This window comes from Streptomyces sp. TSRI0281, from assembly GCF_001905125.1.
Taxonomy (GTDB): Bacteria; Actinomycetota; Actinomycetes; order Streptomycetales; family Streptomycetaceae; genus Streptomyces.
In genome coordinates this window covers 64,571-81,181 of record NZ_LWLE01000033.1, presented here as the reverse complement: position 1 = coordinate 81,181, position 16,611 = coordinate 64,571, and the positions used below count along the sequence as shown (strand labels likewise).

Genomic DNA, 16,611 nt, shown 5'->3' with positions numbered 1-16,611 from the left:
CGGCGACCGGCGCATGGGGCGCGACGCCGCCCCCGTGTGCCGGTCGGTCCGGGACCGGACCGGTGCCCAGGCCGGACGCGTTGCCGGACGGGCCGGGGTTTCGGGCCCGTCCGGGCGGGCTCCTCAGTCGAGGTAGCCGCGGAGCTGGTCGGCGAAGGCGTGGTCCCGCAGCTTGCTGAGGGTCTTGGACTCGATCTGGCGGATGCGTTCGCGGGTCACGCCGAAGATGCGGCCGATCTCCTCAAGGGTGCGGGGCCGCCCGTCGGCCAGCCCGTAGCGCAGCTGGACCACCTTGCGTTCCCGCTCGCCCAGCGTGGAGAGCACCGCCTCCAGGTGTTCGCGCAGCAGCAGGAACGCGGCGGACTCGACCGGTGAGGCAGCGTCGCCGTCCTCGATGAGGTCGCCGAAGGACACATCGTCCTCCTCGCCGACGGGGGCGTGGAGCGAGACGGGTTCCTGGGCCAGGCGCCGGACCTCGACGACCCGTTCCGGGGTCAGGTCGAGCTGAGCGGCCACCTCTTCGGCGGTCGGCTCGTAGCCGCGTTCCTGGAGCATCCGGCGCTGGACCCGTACGACGCGGTTGATCAGCTCGACGACATGGACCGGGACCCGGATGGTCCGGGCCTGGTCCGCGAGCGCGCGGGACATGGCCTGGCGTATCCACCAGGTCGCGTACGTGGAGAACTTGTAGCCCCGGGCGTAGTCGAACTTCTCGACCGCCCTGATCAGTCCGAGGTTCCCCTCCTGGACGAGGTCGAGCATCGTCAGGCCGCGGCCCACGTACCGCTTGGCGACGGAGACGACGAGGCGCAGGTTGGCCTCGATGAGCCGGCGCTTCGCCATCCGCCCCATGACGACGAGACGGTCCAGGTCGACGGCGAGCCGGGAGTCGGGGTCGGGGGTGCTCGCGAGCCGTTCCTCGGCGAAGAGCCCGGCCTCGACGCGGCGGGCGAGGTCCACCTCGTCGGCCGCGGTGAGCAGCGGTATCCGGCCGATCTCCCGCAGATACTGCCGGAAGAGGTCGGACGACGGACCACCGGCGTCCGGTCTGCTCCGCGGCTCCGGGAGCTCGGGCACCTCCGACGACTCCTCCATGACCGCGTCGGGTTCCGACGGCGGGTCCACCGCGGTCTCCGGGTGGTGCACGGCCCGGTTCTGCGCCGGAATGGCCGGCACATGCTCGGTCGTCGTCGTCACGGTCCGGGTCTGCACGGGGGCGACCTCCAGGTGATCGCTGCGCGGATCGCGGGGGTGGGGGTCCGCCTTCGTGGACCGTTCGCGCTCCGATGCCTCAGGCACCGCTCCCAGTGTGGGGCACGACACATGGCTCCCACGAGGGGCGTGCGACCACTTTCTGGGTCCGGTGCGTGACCGGGCGATTACGGGATGCTGGGGACGGTCGGTTCGGGATGCTGGGGGCGGTCGGTTCCGGGACGCCGTTACGGTCCCCGGGCCGGAGCGGGCGCGTGGGGGCGCGGGGCACCGGGAGCTGGGGAGCGTGAGGCCGGGCGCGTGGGGGTGCGGTCGCCGGGCGCTTGGGGCGTGGGTCCTGATGCGTGGGGACGTGGGTCACCAGCGATTGGGGGCGCGGGTCAGAGCGCGTCGGCGCCGTTGGCGCGGAGGGACTGGGAGTACTGCTGGAGCACCCAGACCTCGTTCTGCGCGGCTGCCAGGTCCTCCGGCGCCACATTGCTCCCGAGGCGGGCGAGGCTGCCCTGGACGTCGTTGATCCGGCGGTCCACGGCGCGCAGCCGGACGTGGACGAGCTGCATGCCCGCGTAGGTCTCGTCGATGGACTTGCCGTGGAAGACCTCGACGGCGAGCTCGGTGACGAGGTTGCGCACGGTGTCGTTGGGCGCGGCGTCCAGGACGGCGACCAGATACTCGCGGGTCTCGGCCAGGCCCTGTTCGGCGCCGCCCGCGTCCGCGATGCACTGGCGTACGGCGGCGTACGGCGGGGCCGTGAACTCGTCCATGCCGTAGGCGTCGAACGCCGGGGACACCAGGGCGGGCTTCTGGAGGGCGAGCTTGAGCAGCTCGCGCTCGGTGCGGTGGGCGGGGCTGCGGAGGTTGAGCGCGGGGCCCGCGGGCGCGGTGGGCGCCTGGACGGACTGCTGCGCGGCGGAGCCTCGGGAGGGACCGCCCGACGCGGAGCCCCGCTCGCCCCGGTCGTTGCGGGCCCAGCGGGCGAGCTGCGCGACCCGGTGCACGACGAATTCCTGGTCGAGGATGCCCACGAAACCGGCGAGCTGGACGGCCACCTCGCGCTGCACACTGCTCGTCTTGATCTTGGCGACGACGGCGGCGGCCTCGTCGAGCGCCGCGGCGCGGCCCGCGGGTGTCTCCAGGTCGTAGCGCCGGACGATCTGGCGCAGCGCGAACTCGAAGAGCGGGGTGCGGGGTTCGACCAGGTCGCGGACGGACTCGTCGCCCTTGGCCAGGCGCAGGTCGCAGGGGTCCATGTTGTCCGGGGCGATCGCGATGTAGGTCTCCGCGGCGAACTTCTGGTCGTCCTCGAAGGCCCGCAGGGCGGCCTTCTGACCGGCCGCGTCGCCGTCGAAGGTGAAGATCACCCGGGCGCTGCCGTTGTCCATCAGGAGGCGGCGCAGGATCTTGATGTGGTCGTTGCCGAAGGCGGTGCCGCAGGTGGCGATCGCGGTGGTGACCCCGGCCAGATGGCAGGCCATGACGTCCGTGTAGCCCTCGACGACGACGGCGCGGCTGGCCTTGGCGATGTCCTTCTTGGCCAGGTCGATGCCGTACAGCACCTGGGACTTCTTGTAGATCGAGGTCTCGGGGGTGTTGAGGTACTTCGGCCCGTTGTCGTCGTCGCGCAGCTTGCGGGCGCCGAAGCCGACGATCTCGCCCGAGGTGTCGCTGATCGGCCACATCAGCCGGCCGCGGAAGCGGTCGATGGGGCCGCGGCGGCCGTCCTGGGACAGGCCGGAGGTGATCAGTTCCTTGTCGCTGAAGCCCTTGCCGCGCAGATAGCGGGTGAGGTGGTCCCAGCCCGCGGGGCTGTAGCCGACGCCGAAGTGGGCGGCGGCCGCCTGGTCGAAGCCGCGTCCGGCGAGGAACTTGCGGCCGAGCTCGGCCTCGGGGCCGTCCAGCTGCTCCACGTAGAACTGGGCGGCGGCCTTGTGCGCCTCGATCAGCCTGATGCGTTCGCCGCGCTGGTGGGAGGGGTTGTAGCCGCCCTCCTCGTACCGCAGGGTGATGCCCGCCTGGGCGGCGAGGCGCTCGACCGTCTCCGAGAACGTGAGGTGGTCGATCTTCATCACGAAGGCGAGGGTGTCGCCGCCCTCCTGGCAGCCGAAGCAGTGGAAGAGCCCCTTGCTGGGGCTGACCTGGAAGGAGGGTGACTTCTCGTCGTGGAAGGGGCAGAGCCCCTTGAGGTTTCCGCCGCCCGCGTTACGGAGCTGGAGGTATTCGGACACGACGGAGTCGATCGGGACCGCGTCCCGTACCGCCTTCACGTCGTCGTCATTGATCCTGCCAGCCACGGGTGAAGTCTACGGGTGGGCTCGGACAACCGGACGCGGGCCGGACCCGGCGGGCAGGTCCGGGGGGATGTCCCAGGGGGAGATCCCGGAGAGGAAGGCGCGGGCAGGTACCGGGGTGCCGGACGTGCGCTGTGGGTACGGCACCCCGGGTCGCGTCCGCGCAGGGCAGGGCTCCGGGCGGACGCGCGGCGTTCAGAGGAGGGATCCCAGCGGGACCGAGGGGTCGCCCAGCGCCTCCGGGTCGATCTGCTGTCCGGCCCGGATCAGCTCCTGGACGGTGTCGGTGACATCCCACACGTTGACGTTCATCCCGGCCAGCACCCGGCGGTCCTTCAGCCAGAAGGCGATGAACTCCCGCTTGCCCGCGTCCCCCCGGATGACGACCTGGTCGTAGCTGCCCGGCGGCGCCCAGCCCGAGTATTCGAGACCGAGGTCGTACTGGTCGGAGAAGAAGTACGGCACCCGGTCGTAGCTGACTTCCTGGCCGAGCATGGCTCGCGCCGCGGCCGGTCCGCCGTTGAGCGCGTTCGCCCAGTGCTCGACCCGCAGCCGGGTACCGAGCAGCGGATGGTCCACCGCGGCGACGTCCCCGGCGGCGTAGATGTGCGGGTCGGAGGTGCGCAGGGAGGCGTCGACGGCGATACCGCCGCCGCGCGAGCGGTCGGCGAGTTCGAGTCCGGCGGCCTCGGCGAGCGCGGTGCGCGGGGCGGCGCCGATCGCGGCCAGCACGTCGTGGGCCGGGTGCTCCTCCCCGTCGTCGGTGCGGGCGGCGAAGACCAGGCCGTCCTGGCCGGTGATCTCGGTGAGGCGGGCGCCGAAGTGGAAGCGGACGCCGCGCTCACTGTGCAGCTCGGTGAAGATCTGGCCCAGTTCGGGGCCGATGACCTGGTAGAGCGGGGTCGCTTCCGGCTCGACGACGGTGACCTCGGCGCCGTAGCTCCGGGCCGCCGCCGCGACCTCCAGGCCGATCCAGCCGGCTCCGGCGATCACCAGATGGCCGTTGTCGCGGCCGAGCGCGGACAGGACGTTGCGCAGCCGGTCGGCGTGGGCGAGGCGGCGCAGATGGTGGACGCCGACCAGGTCCGTGCCCGGGATGTCGAGGCGGCGCGGTTCGGCACCGGTGGCGAGCAGCAGCTTGTCGTAGTGGATGACGGTGTTGTCGCCGAGCTGTACGGAGCGGGCGTAGCGGTCGACGGCGGTGACGGGCTGGCCGAGGTGCAGCTCGACGTCGGCGCCCGCGTACCAGGCCGTCCCGTGGACGAAGACGCTGTCGCGCTCCTCCTTGCCGGCCAGGTACCCCTTGGACAGGGGAGGCCGTTCGTACGGATGGTCGCGCTCATCGCCGATGAGGATCACCCGGCCGCTGAAACCCTCCGCCCGGAGTGTTTCGGCCGCCTTCGCTCCCGCGAGTCCTCCGCCGATGATGACGAACGTCCGATGTGCGTCGACCACTTGATGCCTCCTCAGTGCAGTGCTGCGCGGCGCCACCACCTGCGAGCGTCCCGCACGCAGCGTGATGACGAAAGAGGGTGTACCCCGATCAGGTCACACCCGGTGGTCATGGGCCGGTCTGCCGACCCGTGCCGGCTCCGCGCGGCGCGGGGCCCCCGCACCCGTACGGAGCCGGAGTCCCCGCGCTCGGCGCGGTACGTGCTCCCAGCACACCACGTTCAGTGGTGGCGGACCGTGAGGGCGGCGTGCAGGGAGCGGGCCGAGGCGTCGGTGAGGGCGGCGATCTGGTCGACCAGGACCCGCTTGCGGGCCCGGTCGTCGGGCGCCTCGTCGTACAGGGACCGGAACTGCGGCTCCAGGCCCTCCGGGGCGCGGGCGGTGAGAGCGGCGGCCAGCTCCGCGATGACGACCCGCTGGTCGGCGCGGATGGCCTCCTGCTCGGCGCGCTGCATCACATAGCGGTCGGCGACCGCCTTGAGCACCGCGCACTCGTTGCGGACCTCGCGCGGGAGCACCAGTTCCGCCCCGTACCGGCCGAGCCGCCCCGGCCCGTACACCTCGCGCGTCGCGGTCTCGGCCGCCTGGCAGAAGCGGCCGATGAGCTGGCTCGTGGCGTCCTTCAGCCGGGCCTGGGCCACGGCGGAGCCGTCGTAGCCGTGCGGCCACCAGTCCTGTTCGAGCAGCCGGTCCAGGGCGTCGGAGAGCTCCTGCGGGTCGGTGTCCGCCGGTACGTAGCGCCCGATGGCGACGGCCCCGATCTCGCGCCGCTCCGGCTCGGCGTGCAGGCAGTTGGGGTCGATGTGCCCGGCGTGCAGCCCGTCCTCGAAGTCGTGCACGGAATACGCGACGTCGTCGGACCAGTCCATGACCTGGGCCTCGAAGCACGTGCGGTCCTGCGGGGCGCCCTTGCGGGCCCATTCGAAGACCGGCAGGTCGTCCTCGTAGACCCCGAACTTCGGTGAGCCGGGGTCGGTGGGGTGGGCGCCGCGCGGCCAGGGGTACTTGGTGGCGGCGTCCAGGGCGGCGCGGGTCAGATTGAGCCCGACGCTGGCCAGTTCCCCGGTCCGGGTGTCGCGGACGAAACGCTTCGGTTCGAGGCGGGTCAGCAGACGCAGCGACTGGGCGTTGCCCTCGAAACCGCCGCAGTCGGACGCGAAGTCGTTGAGCGCCTGTTCGCCGTTGTGGCCGAACGGGGGGTGGCCCATGTCGTGGGCGAGGCAGGCCGTTTCCACGAGATCGGGATCGCAGCCGAGCACGGCGCCGAGCTCCCGGCCGACCTGGGCGCACTCCAGGGAGTGCGTGAGCCGGGTCCTGGGGCTGGCGTCCCAGGCGCTGGAGCGGGTACCGGGCGTCACCACCTGGGTCTTCCCGGCGAGCCTGCGCAGCGCGGCGGAGTGCAGCACCCGGGCCCGGTCGCGCTGGAAGGCGGTACGGCCGGGCCGTTTGTCCGGCTCGGTGTCCCAGCGCTCGGTGTCGCCCGGCCCGTAAGGGCTGGTTCTGATGTCCTGTGCGGCGTGTGCGCCGTATGCCCCGCGTGCGCCCTGTGTCCCGTCCATGGTCCCGACAGTAGCGACCGGGGCGGACAACGCGCCGGGCACGGGCCCCCGGAGCCGGGCGGAGGCCCGCATCCGTTCGCCCGCCGGGCGCCGCCGGGGCAGGTCGTGCCTGATGCGATGACTGCGGCCGGGCTGCTGCGATGACGGGGTCGGTTCCAGGGGCATGGAGGGCCGGTTTCCCAGGTCGGCGAACCTTTTGGCCGTTTTGCTCGTCCGATCAGGTGGGACCGCACAGCAGATCGACAGGGGGGGCTCCCATGCGACTCACTCGACCGACGTGGCCGAAGCCGCTGCGACGGCTGCGAGGTCCGCGACGGCCGGAAGCGCTGGGGCGGTCCGGGACGGCGCCGCGGCTGCCACTGCCCCGCACCCGGCGCGCGCAGCGGCGGGTGGCGCAGGGCCTGATGCTCGCCTGTGTGGTGGGGATCGCGCCCGCGACCTGGATGCACACCACCGCCGACGCCCGGGTCCGGACCACGGCCGACGCTCCGGCCCGGGATGTCGCCGTGGTGTTCGGGGCCGGGCTGTGGAAGGGGAGACCTTCGCCCTATCTCGCGCACCGGCTGGACGCCGCCGCCGAGCTGTACCGGACCGGCAAGGTGAAGGTCGTGCTGGTCACCGGGGACAACAGCCGGGTGGAGTACGACGAGCCGGACGCGATGCGCACGTATCTCGCCGGGCGCGGGGTGCCGGACGCGCGGATCGTGAGCGACTTCGCCGGGTTCGACACCTGGGACTCGTGTGTACGGGCCAAGAAGATCTTCGGGGTCGACCGGGCCGTCCTGGTGAGCCAGGGCTTCCACATCCGGCGGGCGATCACCCTGTGCCGGTCCGCCGGGATCGACGCGTACGGGGTCGGGGTCGACGCGAAGCGCGATGCGACCTGGTACTACGGCGGGGCGCGGGAGATGTTCGCGGCGGGGAAGGCGGCCGTGGACGCGGTGTTCCAACCCGATCCGCACTTCCTGGGGCCCGAGGAACCGGGCGTGACGGACGCCCTCGCCGCCGGAAAGCGGTGAGCGGGGGCGAGGGTGAGCGCGGACCGGCGTGAGCGCGGACAGCGGTATGCGGGGCGTCGGCCGCAAGGGCCGGACCGCACCTGTGGGCCGGGCCGGGCCGACCGACCGGCGGACCCGGCCCTCGACCCGGTGTCACGGGTGCCGGAGTTCAGGGTGTGCGCGCTCCGGGTGGCGGCCGCCCGGTGGTCCACCGCCCGTCGGGGATGAGAGTGCCGCCGGTGTGCAGCGAGCGGGTGACGGCCGCCGCCGCCAGATAGACCCAGGCGTGCACCGGCCCGTCGGGTGCCGGGCCGACTGCCTCCAGTGCTTCGGGCGCCGGACCGTGCACCGGCTCTTCGGGCGCCGGGACCTCGACCTTCCGGATCACCCGCTCGTACAGGTTGCGCGGGTGCCCCGGCCCCAGGTACTCCTCCAGATGGTCGAGCAGCCCCAGCAGCTCCCCGTACACCCCCGGCACCGCCCTGATGAGGGTGCCGTGGACGGTGCCGGGGCCCTCGATGGCGTACGGGTATCCAGGGCCGTCGTAGAGCAGGGCGCCCGGCAGCACGGCCGGCCGCTCCCCTGCCGTACGCCCCCGCAGGAAGAGGTCGTGGTTGGGTTCACCGGGGAGCAGCGTGCCGTACACGAAGAACGGCAGCTCGCCGGATCCGGACTCCGGCGAGGCGGCGCTCACGCTCGCCGTCACAGGGCGGTTTCGGGCGCCGTCTCCGCCGTCACCCAGCCGAGGTAACGGGCGCTGCCGCGGACCACCGGGATCGCGATGATCTCCGGGATGTCGTAGTCGTGCGCCGCCCGGATGTGGTCCTCCAGTTCGTCGTAGCGCTCGGCCGTCGTCTTCAGGAGGACCTGCCACTCCTCGTTGGTCTCGATGGCGTTCTGCCACCGGTAGACCGAGGAGACGGGCGCGGAGATCTGGGCGCAGGCGGCGAGCCGTGCCTCCACCGCGCCCCGGGCCAGGGCGTGGGCCTTGTCCTCGCTGTCCGTCGTGGTCAGTACGGTCAGCCATGCCGGCGCTGTCATCGTCGGTCTCCTCGGGGTACGGGGGGCGGGGTACGGGGGGCTCCTGCCCCCTCTGGGCCTCCCCCGATTGTCGGCCCGAACGGGCTCAGGCGCCGTACGGACGCCTCACCTTGGCCTCACGCAGGGCGTGTCCCCACCAGACCAGCTGGTCGAGCAGCGTCTTCGCCGCCGCGTCGGGGACCGCGGGGTCCTTGTGCCGGCCCTCGTCGTCGAAGAGCGCGCCCGCGTTGTGGAAGGAGACGGTGTCGCGTACGGAGACGGTGTGCAGTTCGGCGAAGACCTGACGGAGGTGTTCGACGGCCCGCAGCCCTCCGGAGATCCCGCCGTACGAGACGAAGGCGACCGGTTTGGCCTGCCATTCGGCGTGGTGCCAGTCGATGAGGTTCTTCAGCGGGGCGGGGAAGGAGTGGTTGTACTCGGGGGTGAGGACGACGAAGGCATCGGCCTGCGCCAACCGGGGTGTGACCTTGGCGAGTTGGGTCAGCGTCGCGGGATCCGGGCGGTAGGAGAGGGAGTACGGCAGGTCGAGTTCGGCGACATCGACCAGGTCGGTCTCGATGTCCGGACGATCCGCCGCGTGGGCGAGGAACCAGTCGGCGACGACCGGGCCGAAGCGCCCGTCGCGGGTGCTGGCGAGGATGACGGCCACCTTCAGCGGGGCGGCGGTCGTGACGGGTGACGCGGGCGTGTTGAGGTCCATGCCGGAGAGACTCACGCCTCAACCATGGTTGAGGTCAAGCCTCGCCGCCGGGAAGTGCCGCGGCATACGGTGGACCGCATGACAACTCCCGCACCGGCGCTGTACGTCGAGGTCAATGGGCACCCGGCCACCGAGGAGGATCTGCGGATCCCGGCCTTCTTCGACTACGGCCACTTCACGGCCATGCAGATCAGGGACGGGAGGGTGCGCGGCCTCGCCCTCCACCTCGACCGGCTGGACCGTGCGAGCCGCGAACTGTTCGCGCTCGCGCTGGACGGGGAGCGGGTACGGGAGCTGATCCGGCACGCCCTGGACGGCGCCGGGGTCCGGGACGCCTCCACCCGGGTCCACGGCTTCCTGCCGCCGGGCGGGACGGAGACGACGCTCATGGTCACGGTGCGCGCGCCCGCGCGGATGGCCACGGACGCGAAGAGCCTGATGTCGGTGCCGTACGCACGGGTGGTTCCGCACATCAAGCGCCCCGGCGAATTCGGGCAGACCTATTACGGCCGGCTGGCCGAGCGGGCGGGCTTCGACGAGGCGCTGCTGACCGCGCCCGGCGGTGTGGTGACCGAGGGTGCGATCACCAACATCGGCTTCTGGGACGGCACTTCGGTGGTGTGGCCGCAGGCACCCGCCCTGACCGGCATCACCATGACCCTGCTGGAGAGCGGACTGGCCCGAACGGACCGGCCGTCGGTACGACGCCCGGTGACCCTGGACGGCCTCGGTGCGTACCGGGCGGCCTTCGTCACCAACTCGCAGGGCATCGCTCCGGTCCGGCGGATCGACGACACGGAGTTCGCGGTCGACGAGGAGCTGATGGGGCGGCTGACGAAGGTGTACGAGGACGCCCCCTGGGACTCCGTCTGAGCCGAGGCGTACGGCGCCGGGGCGGCAGGACCCACGGACGCCGGGGTGCACGCCGGGGTGACGGGACATGAGGGGACGGGAACACCGGGGCCGCCCGGCCGCCGGGCCGGTGCAGGAGCATGGGGGCATGCAGATCCATATCGAAGCCTCCGATCTCCCGGGCCGCACCTGCGGCCCCGACACCGACTTCCCCGGTTTCGACAACATCCACGTCGGCGTGCAGCGCAAGGACAGGCCCGACGAGCTGCTCGACCCGCACCCGGGCGACGCCCCGTCCGCCACCTGGACGCTGGACTGCACGGCGACGGCCACGGCGGACGGCATCGAGGTCACCGGGCCGTACGTCCAGAACCGGCTGGGCGGACGCTTCGTCTACCTGTCGTGGGGGACGGTGGACGACACCGGCCTGTTCAGCATGTTCCGGCGCGCCAAACTGATGTTCAGCGACATCGATCCGGCCGCCCTCGAAGCCGCCGCCCGGACCGGGCACCTCACCGCGCGACTGCGGCTCACCGACGCCAAGGGGCAGCCGCTGTGCGCCCGGGTGCGCCCGCCGCTCGTCACCTGGACCGCCACGAACGGCCTGTGACACCGGAACGCCGCAGAGGCCGGGCCCGGAGGGCGCCAGGTGACTCCCGGACGGCAAGAAACCGCCCCCACCGGGCCCAGGGGGGGTGGGCCGGTGAGGGCGGTTGCCGTGGGGGCGGCGGTGGTAATCCGTCCCGTGGGGGGGTGTCACACGTGTGCCCGGCACCACGGGAGCCATTCCTGTGACGTGCATCACATTCCAGTTGTACGTCTCACTCGATCGGCACCACACAGCGGCGGGCGGACCGTACGGCCCAGCCGCACCGCCACGACCTGCGCGGACTCCCTCCGGCAAGGGTGCCGCGCCCGGCCGTACGGGTGAAAGCTGATCGGACGTCAGAAGGCAGGGACGGCGGGGCGCCCGTTATCTCGGAAGCAGGACACACCCGCTCGCGCCGTCTGCACGGAGGATCCCCATGCGCAGTCCTGCCCGCCTCGTGACCGGCACCGCTTCCGCCGCGCTCACCGTCATGGCGCTCGGTCTCACCGCCGCCGCTCCCGCGTACGCGGGAGACCTCGGCCGGCTGGAGATCACCCCGGCGTCCGCCGCGCCGGGCGCCACGGTCACCGTGAACACCACCGCCTGCGGCCCCAAGGGATCGGGCATCGGCGACGCGAACTCCCTGGAAGCCGGGGACTTCGAGGTGCGCCCCGGCACCCACAAGGAGTCCGCGGTCGGCCAGTTCACGGTCCCGCACGACACCGAGCCCGGCACGTACGAGATCGGCGTCTCCTGCGACAACGGCAAGGAAGCCGCGGGCGACCTCGAAGTGATCGCCGGGGGCAAGCCCACCCCGCCGGAATCCAAGCCCGAACACGACCAGCCCTCCGAGCACGACCAGTCCTCCGAGCACGACCGGCCCTCCGGGCACGTGAAGACCGGGGTCGGCGGCAGCGTGCGGCCCGACACCACGCAGATCACGGCGGGCATCGGCGTCCTCGGCGCGGCGACCGTCGGCGGGGTGTGGCTGATGCGCCGTCGCTCCGACAGCACCCAGGGCGGCTGATCCGGGGAGCGGGGCTCCGGCCCCCCGGGCCCACTCCTCCTCAACGGCACGGCACGACAACGGCATGACACGACCAAGGACGACGACGTGTCCCAGAAGGCGCAGAAGGCCAAGGGCTGGCTGGTGGGCATCGCCGTACTGAGCGGTATCTGGCTCGTCCAGAACGGCTCCGCCACCCAGCTGATCCCGCCCCAGCCGTCCACCGCCCAGGCTTTCGCCGCCGGGCCGCAACTCCAGCCGGGCTCCCCGGTCGCCGAACCGCTGCGGCCCTCCGCGCCGGTCCGCATCCGCATCCCGAGCATCGACGTGGACGCGCCGATGACGCGGCTGGGCCTGGGCGCCGACGGGAGCCTCGACGTGCCGCCGGCCGGGAACCGCAACATCGCCGGCTGGTACAAGGACGGCGTCCCGCCCGGCGCCAAGGGCACCGCGATCGTCGCCGGGCATGTGGACAACGCGCGGGGCCCCTCCGTCTTCTACGCGCTGGGGGCGCTGAAGAAGGGCACCGCGGTCGAGGTCGTCCGCGAGGACGGCCGCACGGCCGTCTTCTCGATCGACGCGATCGAGGTGTACGAGAGCGAGGACTTCCCGGACCAGCGGGTCTACGGCGACTCGCCGCACGCCTCACTGCGGCTGATCACCTGCGGCGGCGGCTTCAGCAAGGAGACCGGCTACCAGGGCAACGTGGTGGCGTACGCACACCTCACCGAGGTCCGCTGAACCGAGGCACCGGAGTACCGAGGCGCCGGAGTGCCGAGTCACCGAAGTGCCGGGGCGCGGCGGAACGGGGCACGTGGCGGAACGGGGCACGTGGCGGATCGGGGCTACGCCGTCCACTGGTCGAAGCCGAGCTTGGCGACCAGTCCGAACACCACCACCAGCAGCACCCCGCGGACGAAGTCGCTGCCCTTGCGCAGGGCCATGCGCGCGCCGATCATGCCGCCCGCCAGATTGAACACGGCCATCACGGCGGCCAGTTGCCACAGCACGGTGCCCTGGTAGGCGAACATCGCCAGCGCCCCGCCGTTCGTGCACACATTGACGATCTTGGCGGTGGCGGAGGCGGTCACCAGATCCAGATGGAGCACCGCGCTCAGCGCCAGCACCAGGAAGGTGCCCGTGCCCGGCCCGAACAGTCCGTCGTAGAAGCCGATGCCACCGCCGACCAGCACGATCGCGGTGACCGTACGGGCCCGGGTGACCTTCCTGCCCGTACCGCCGCCCGCCGCCGCCGCCGTGCCGAACGCCGGCCGCAGCATCACGAAGGCCGCGACCCCCAGCAGCACCACCATGATCACCGGGCGCAGTACATCGCTGCTGATCCCGGCGGCGAAGAACGCCCCGGTCATCGACCCGGCCAGGGCCATCAGCCCGATCCGGACGGCCGTCCCCACCTGGACCGGCGCCTTGCGCACATACGTCACGGCGGCGCCCGAGGTGCCGACGATCGCGACCGCCTTGTTGGTGCCGAGGATCTGGGCGGCCGGGACATGCGGCAGGCCGAGCAGCAACGCGGGCAGGAGCAGCAGCCCACCGCCGCCGACCACCGCGTCGATCCAGCCCGCCACGGCGGCGGCGAGGCAGAGCAGTATCAGGGTGGTCAGGGTGATCTCGGGCATGTACTCGACACTAGGCGACACCTCCGCGCCGCCCTCGCACGGCCCGGTCGCGGGCACGCGGACCCGCTCGCCCCGGACCGGTCCGACGACGAGGTCCGCGTACGGTTCTCCGTGTACACGGGGAGTCCGCACGCTCTCCGCCGTACGCCTGGAGCCCGAACGGACGAACCGTATCCACACGCCCTTCACCGGTTGTTGACGCACCGTCAATTCGGTGGCTCTACTGTCCTGACGCGCGACTCGCCGGGCCGACCGGACCGGCGGGCCCTCCCGTCATTCGTGGAGTGATCGTGGAACGTCGGACCTTCTTGCGCACAGCCGTGATCGGCAGCTCGGCGGCGGCCTTCGGCGGCACCCTGTGGCGGGGTGCCGCCTTCGCCGACCCGGCCCAGCCCGGCACCGGCCCGTACGGCGCGCCGCAGGCGGCCAACGGCAACGGCATCCAACTGCCGAGCGGCTTCAGCAGCCGGATCGTCGCCCGCTCGGGACAGACCGTGACCGGGACCTCGTACCGCTGGCACAGCGCCCCCGACGGCGGGGCGACGTACGCCGACGGCACCGGCTGGATCTATGTGTCCAACGCCGAGGTGTCCTCGGGCAGCGGCGGCGGGGCGAGCGCCGTGCGCTTCGACTCCTCGGGCACCGTCACCTCCGCGTACCGGATCCTGTCCGGCACCAACAACAACTGCGCGGGCGGGAAGACCCCGTGGAACACCTGGCTGTCCTGCGAGGAGGTCACCCGGGGGTACGTCTACGAGACCGACCCGTGGGGCGTGAACGCGGCGGTACAGCGGCCCGCGCTGGGCCGCTTCAAGCACGAGGCCGCGGCGTCCGACCCGGACCACGGGTACGTCTACCTCACCGAGGACGAGTCCGACGGGCGCTTCTACCGCTTCCGGCCCACGACCTGGGGCAACCTCGCGAGCGGCACGCTCCAGGTGCTGGTGGCCGGCACCGGCACCTCGGGCCCGGTGACCTGGGCAACCGTCCCCGACCCGGACGGCTCCCCCACCCAGACCCGCTACCAGGTCTCCGGCGCCAAGGTCTTCAACGGCGGCGAGGGCTGCTTCTACGCGGCGGGCACCTGCTGGTTCACCACGAAGGGCGACAACCGGGTGTGGGCGTACGACGCCGGCGCCTCATCCCTGTCGCTCGCCTACGACGACTCCCTGGTCAGCGGCGGCGCTCCGCTGACCGGCGTGGACAACGTGACGCGGTCCGCCTCGGGGGACCTCTATGTCGCGGAGGACGGCGGCAACATGGAGATCTGCCTGATCACCCCGGACGACACCGTCGCCCCGTTCCTGCGGATCACCGGCCAGTCCGGCTCGGAGATCACCGGACCCGCGTTCTCCCCGGACGGCACCCGGCTCTACTTCTCCTCGCAGCGCGGCACCAGCGGGAGTTCGTCGGGCGGCATCACGTACGAGGTGAAGGGCCCGTTCCGCGCCTGATACGGCTGAGGCGCGCGGGGGACGGTTGAGGCGCCCGGTACGGCCAAGACGCGCCTGATACGGCTGACGCGGTGTTCCGGGACGAGACGCCCGGAACACCGCCGCGGCGGGAGCGCCGGAGGATCAGCCCTCGCCCACGACGGCCTCCGGGTCCATCCACATGACTTCCCAGAGGTGGTGGTCGGGGTCCTGGAAGGAACGGCCGTACATATAGCCCTCGTCCATGGGTTCGTTGGCCGGGAACCCTCCGGCGGCGAGCGCGGCGTCGGCGACTTCGTCGACCTTGGCGCGGCTTTCGGCGCTCAGACAGAGGATGACCTCCGTCGACTTCGCGGAGTCGGCGATGTCCTTCTTGGTGAACTCCTTGAAGCGCGACTCGGTGATGAGCATGAAGAAGATCGTGTCGCTGATGACCAGGCAGGCCGCTGTTTCGTCGGTGAACTGCGGGTTGAAGTCGTACCCGAGCTTTCCGAAGAAGTTCTTCGACGTCTCCAGGTCCTTCACCGGCAGGTTCACGAAGATCATCTGAGGCATGACTGTCTCGCTTCTCGTTTCGGTGGCGCCATGACCCCCGCGTCATGCGCTATGTGGCACTTTGTCCCGGTCCACGTTACCCAGTAGTGGTTCATCGGGCTCCGTCAGCGCTTCATGGGGGGGGGCTTCGGCCTGCGGAGCCCCGCTCCCGGGGCCTGCTGCCCGGTGGGTCAGGAAAGGGCGAGCGGAGCGCCGCCCCTGAGCAGCGAGCCGCCCAGCGGGGTGAGCGTGTGCAGGACCGAGCTGCCGTGGCGCAGGGTGAGGACCAGGCCCGCCTCGCGCAGCACGGAGGCGTGCTGACTGGCCGATGCCAGGGACACCCCGGCCCTGCGGGCGAGCTCGCTCGTCGTACAGCCGTTGCCGATGGCCTGGAGGACGGCGGAGCGGGTGTGCCCGACGAGCCGGCCGAGCCACGGACCGGGTTCGGCGAAGAACGGGGCGCCGTGGTGGGTCACCGGGTAGACGAGGACGGGCGGGAGGCTGGGGTCGCGGTAGACGACCGGGGTGCCCCGGCAGAAGAACGACGGCTGGAGCAGCAACCCCCGCCCGTTCAGGTGCAGTTCGCGGTCGACGGGATAGTCCGCCTCCAGCACGGGTGAGCGCCACCGGATCATGGGCGGCAGGGTGGCCAGCAGCCCGTCTGCGCCCCCGTCCAGCAGGGCGCGGCCCCGGATGGCCCGGTCGGCCTCGATGCTCGCCCGGATGTGCGGCCAGTACGGCTCGACGGCGGCGCGGTGGTAGCTGCGCAGGGCACCTATGAGACGGCCGAGCGGTTCGGTGCGGCCTGCGGAGAGCGCCTCCAGCAGGGCTTCGGGCGAGCGGCCGGGCGCACCGTGGGCCCGCTCGCCCGGCGGCCGTCCCCCTCGTTGCCGTCCGGCGGCCAGCAGCGCCAGTTCCTGGTGGAGCCGGTCGGCGGGGGTGTCACGGAGGGCTTCTATTCCGACATCGAGGCCGAATGGCTCGTTGCCTTCCCGGGAAGGCGTCAGGAAATCCGGGAAATAACCACGCGGTGGAACTACCGCGGCCAGCAGGTGTGCTTCACCATTCAACCGGGCCCGGGATTCCGTTCGCCATTTCCCGAACACCGTGGAAGCGCGTCGGTCTCTCAATCGATGGAAACTGAGAATGGTTTCCCACAATGCGTCGGGCCTGGTGGCCATCCGCACCTTGGAAAGGTCCGACCCGGACACATGGATACGCAGCACCGTTCCCCCACCTGTTGCACCGCAATCGCCCCCACCAAAGGGTATGCGGGCAGTCACAGGAGGTCACCACGGGGTTTCGGC

Annotated in this window: 16 protein-coding genes; 6 read left to right on the top strand and 10 right to left on the bottom strand. The window is 71.9% G+C overall.

Annotated features, from left to right (window positions below; all coding sequences use genetic code 11):
- Positions 1 to 123: 123 nt before the first annotated feature.
- The 4 genes from A6A29_RS29510 to A6A29_RS29495 form a co-directional block, all read right to left on the bottom strand.
- Positions 124 to 1,212, bottom strand: coding sequence for an RNA polymerase sigma factor (locus tag A6A29_RS29510; protein ID WP_073725431.1), 1,089 nt, complete (start codon positions 1,210 to 1,212; stop codon positions 124 to 126).
- Positions 1,213 to 1,592: 380 nt separating this feature from the next.
- A complete protein-coding gene (gene dnaG, locus A6A29_RS29505) occupies positions 1,593 to 3,503 on the bottom strand; it encodes a DNA primase (RefSeq protein ID WP_073724592.1) in 1,911 nt (636 codons plus the stop codon).
- Positions 3,504 to 3,695: 192 nt separating this feature from the next.
- Positions 3,696 to 4,955, bottom strand: coding sequence for an NAD(P)/FAD-dependent oxidoreductase (locus tag A6A29_RS29500; protein WP_073724590.1), 1,260 nt, complete (start codon positions 4,953 to 4,955; stop codon positions 3,696 to 3,698).
- Positions 4,956 to 5,173: 218 nt separating this feature from the next.
- Positions 5,174 to 6,511, bottom strand: coding sequence for a deoxyguanosinetriphosphate triphosphohydrolase (locus tag A6A29_RS29495; protein WP_073724588.1), 1,338 nt, complete (start codon positions 6,509 to 6,511; stop codon positions 5,174 to 5,176).
- A gap of 257 nt (positions 6,512 to 6,768) precedes the next feature.
- Between A6A29_RS29495 and A6A29_RS29490 the strand changes: the two genes are divergently transcribed.
- Positions 6,769 to 7,530 carry a SanA/YdcF family protein gene (locus A6A29_RS29490; RefSeq protein ID WP_079183082.1) on the top strand — a complete coding sequence of 254 codons (762 nt, stop codon included), beginning with the start codon at positions 6,769 to 6,771 and terminating at the stop codon, positions 7,528 to 7,530.
- A 148-nt stretch (positions 7,531 to 7,678) separates the two neighbouring features.
- On the opposite strand, the gene A6A29_RS29485 is transcribed toward A6A29_RS29490, so the two are convergent.
- From A6A29_RS29485 to A6A29_RS29475, 3 genes are all read right to left on the bottom strand, one after another.
- Positions 7,679 to 8,215 (bottom strand): gamma-glutamylcyclotransferase family protein, encoded by a 537-nt coding sequence (locus A6A29_RS29485; protein WP_073724586.1) that lies wholly within the window; start codon positions 8,213 to 8,215, stop codon positions 7,679 to 7,681.
- Positions 8,212 to 8,550 (bottom strand): divalent-cation tolerance protein CutA, encoded by a 339-nt coding sequence (gene cutA, locus A6A29_RS29480; RefSeq protein WP_073724584.1) that lies wholly within the window; start codon positions 8,548 to 8,550, stop codon positions 8,212 to 8,214. The genes A6A29_RS29485 and cutA overlap by 4 nt, the downstream gene beginning before the upstream one ends.
- 85 nt (positions 8,551 to 8,635) lie before the next feature.
- Entirely contained in the window at positions 8,636 to 9,250 is a 615-nt protein-coding gene (locus A6A29_RS29475) for an NADPH-dependent FMN reductase (protein ID WP_073724582.1), read from the bottom strand.
- A 78-nt stretch (positions 9,251 to 9,328) separates the two neighbouring features.
- Here A6A29_RS29475 and A6A29_RS29470 point away from each other — a divergent pair, with 78 nt between their 5' ends.
- From A6A29_RS29470 to A6A29_RS29455, 4 genes are all read left to right on the top strand, one after another.
- On the top strand, positions 9,329 to 10,123 hold the full coding sequence (locus tag A6A29_RS29470) for an aminotransferase class IV family protein (RefSeq protein ID WP_073725427.1): 795 nt from the start codon (positions 9,329 to 9,331) through the stop codon (positions 10,121 to 10,123).
- 127 nt (positions 10,124 to 10,250) lie between these two features.
- Positions 10,251 to 10,712 (top strand): DUF5990 family protein, encoded by a 462-nt coding sequence (locus tag A6A29_RS29465; RefSeq protein ID WP_073724580.1) that lies wholly within the window; start codon positions 10,251 to 10,253, stop codon positions 10,710 to 10,712.
- Positions 10,713 to 11,127: 415 nt separating this feature from the next.
- The gene (locus A6A29_RS29460; protein WP_073724578.1) at positions 11,128 to 11,718 is read left to right on the top strand and encodes a hypothetical protein; all 591 of its coding nucleotides are present in this window, start codon (positions 11,128 to 11,130) and stop codon (positions 11,716 to 11,718) included.
- 87 nt (positions 11,719 to 11,805) lie between these two features.
- Complete coding sequence (locus tag A6A29_RS29455) at positions 11,806 to 12,438, top strand: class F sortase (protein WP_073724576.1); 633 nt, start codon at positions 11,806 to 11,808, stop codon at positions 12,436 to 12,438.
- A 104-nt stretch (positions 12,439 to 12,542) separates the two neighbouring features.
- Here the strand turns inward: A6A29_RS29455 and A6A29_RS29450 are convergent, their stop codons facing one another.
- Positions 12,543 to 13,337 carry a sulfite exporter TauE/SafE family protein gene (locus tag A6A29_RS29450; RefSeq protein WP_073725425.1) on the bottom strand — a complete coding sequence of 265 codons (795 nt, stop codon included), beginning with the start codon at positions 13,335 to 13,337 and terminating at the stop codon, positions 12,543 to 12,545.
- 290 nt (positions 13,338 to 13,627) lie between these two features.
- On the opposite strand from A6A29_RS29450, the gene A6A29_RS29445 reads away from it, so the two are divergent.
- On the top strand, positions 13,628 to 14,791 hold the full coding sequence (locus A6A29_RS29445; RefSeq protein ID WP_073724574.1) for an alkaline phosphatase PhoX: 1,164 nt from the start codon (positions 13,628 to 13,630) through the stop codon (positions 14,789 to 14,791).
- A 123-nt stretch (positions 14,792 to 14,914) separates the two neighbouring features.
- Here the strand turns inward: A6A29_RS29445 and A6A29_RS29440 are convergent, their stop codons facing one another.
- Complete coding sequence (locus A6A29_RS29440) at positions 14,915 to 15,325, bottom strand: VOC family protein (protein ID WP_073724572.1); 411 nt, start codon at positions 15,323 to 15,325, stop codon at positions 14,915 to 14,917.
- 170 nt (positions 15,326 to 15,495) lie between these two features.
- A complete protein-coding gene (locus tag A6A29_RS29435; protein ID WP_073724570.1) occupies positions 15,496 to 16,530 on the bottom strand; it encodes an ArsR/SmtB family transcription factor in 1,035 nt (344 codons plus the stop codon).
- Positions 16,531 to 16,611 lie beyond the last annotated feature (81 nt).

Excerpts from the sequence above, each read along its gene's own strand:
- A6A29_RS29495 (WP_073724588.1), bottom strand. The coding sequence starts at position 6,511 with ATGGACGGGACACAGGGCGCACGCGGGGCATACGGCGCACACGCCGCA.
- A6A29_RS29490 (WP_079183082.1), top strand. The coding sequence starts at position 6,769 with ATGCGACTCACTCGACCGACGTGGCCGAAGCCGCTGCGACGGCTGCGA.
- cutA (WP_073724584.1), bottom strand. The coding sequence starts at position 8,550 with ATGACAGCGCCGGCATGGCTGACCGTACTGACCACGACGGACAGCGAG.
- A6A29_RS29475 (WP_073724582.1), bottom strand. The coding sequence starts at position 9,250 with ATGGACCTCAACACGCCCGCGTCACCCGTCACGACCGCCGCCCCGCTG.
- A6A29_RS29470 (WP_073725427.1), top strand. The coding sequence starts at position 9,329 with ATGACAACTCCCGCACCGGCGCTGTACGTCGAGGTCAATGGGCACCCG.
- A6A29_RS29465 (WP_073724580.1), top strand. The coding sequence starts at position 10,251 with ATGCAGATCCATATCGAAGCCTCCGATCTCCCGGGCCGCACCTGCGGC.
- A6A29_RS29460 (WP_073724578.1), top strand. The coding sequence starts at position 11,128 with ATGCGCAGTCCTGCCCGCCTCGTGACCGGCACCGCTTCCGCCGCGCTC.
- A6A29_RS29450 (WP_073725425.1), bottom strand. The coding sequence starts at position 13,337 with ATGCCCGAGATCACCCTGACCACCCTGATACTGCTCTGCCTCGCCGCC.
- A6A29_RS29440 (WP_073724572.1), bottom strand. The coding sequence starts at position 15,325 with ATGCCTCAGATGATCTTCGTGAACCTGCCGGTGAAGGACCTGGAGACG.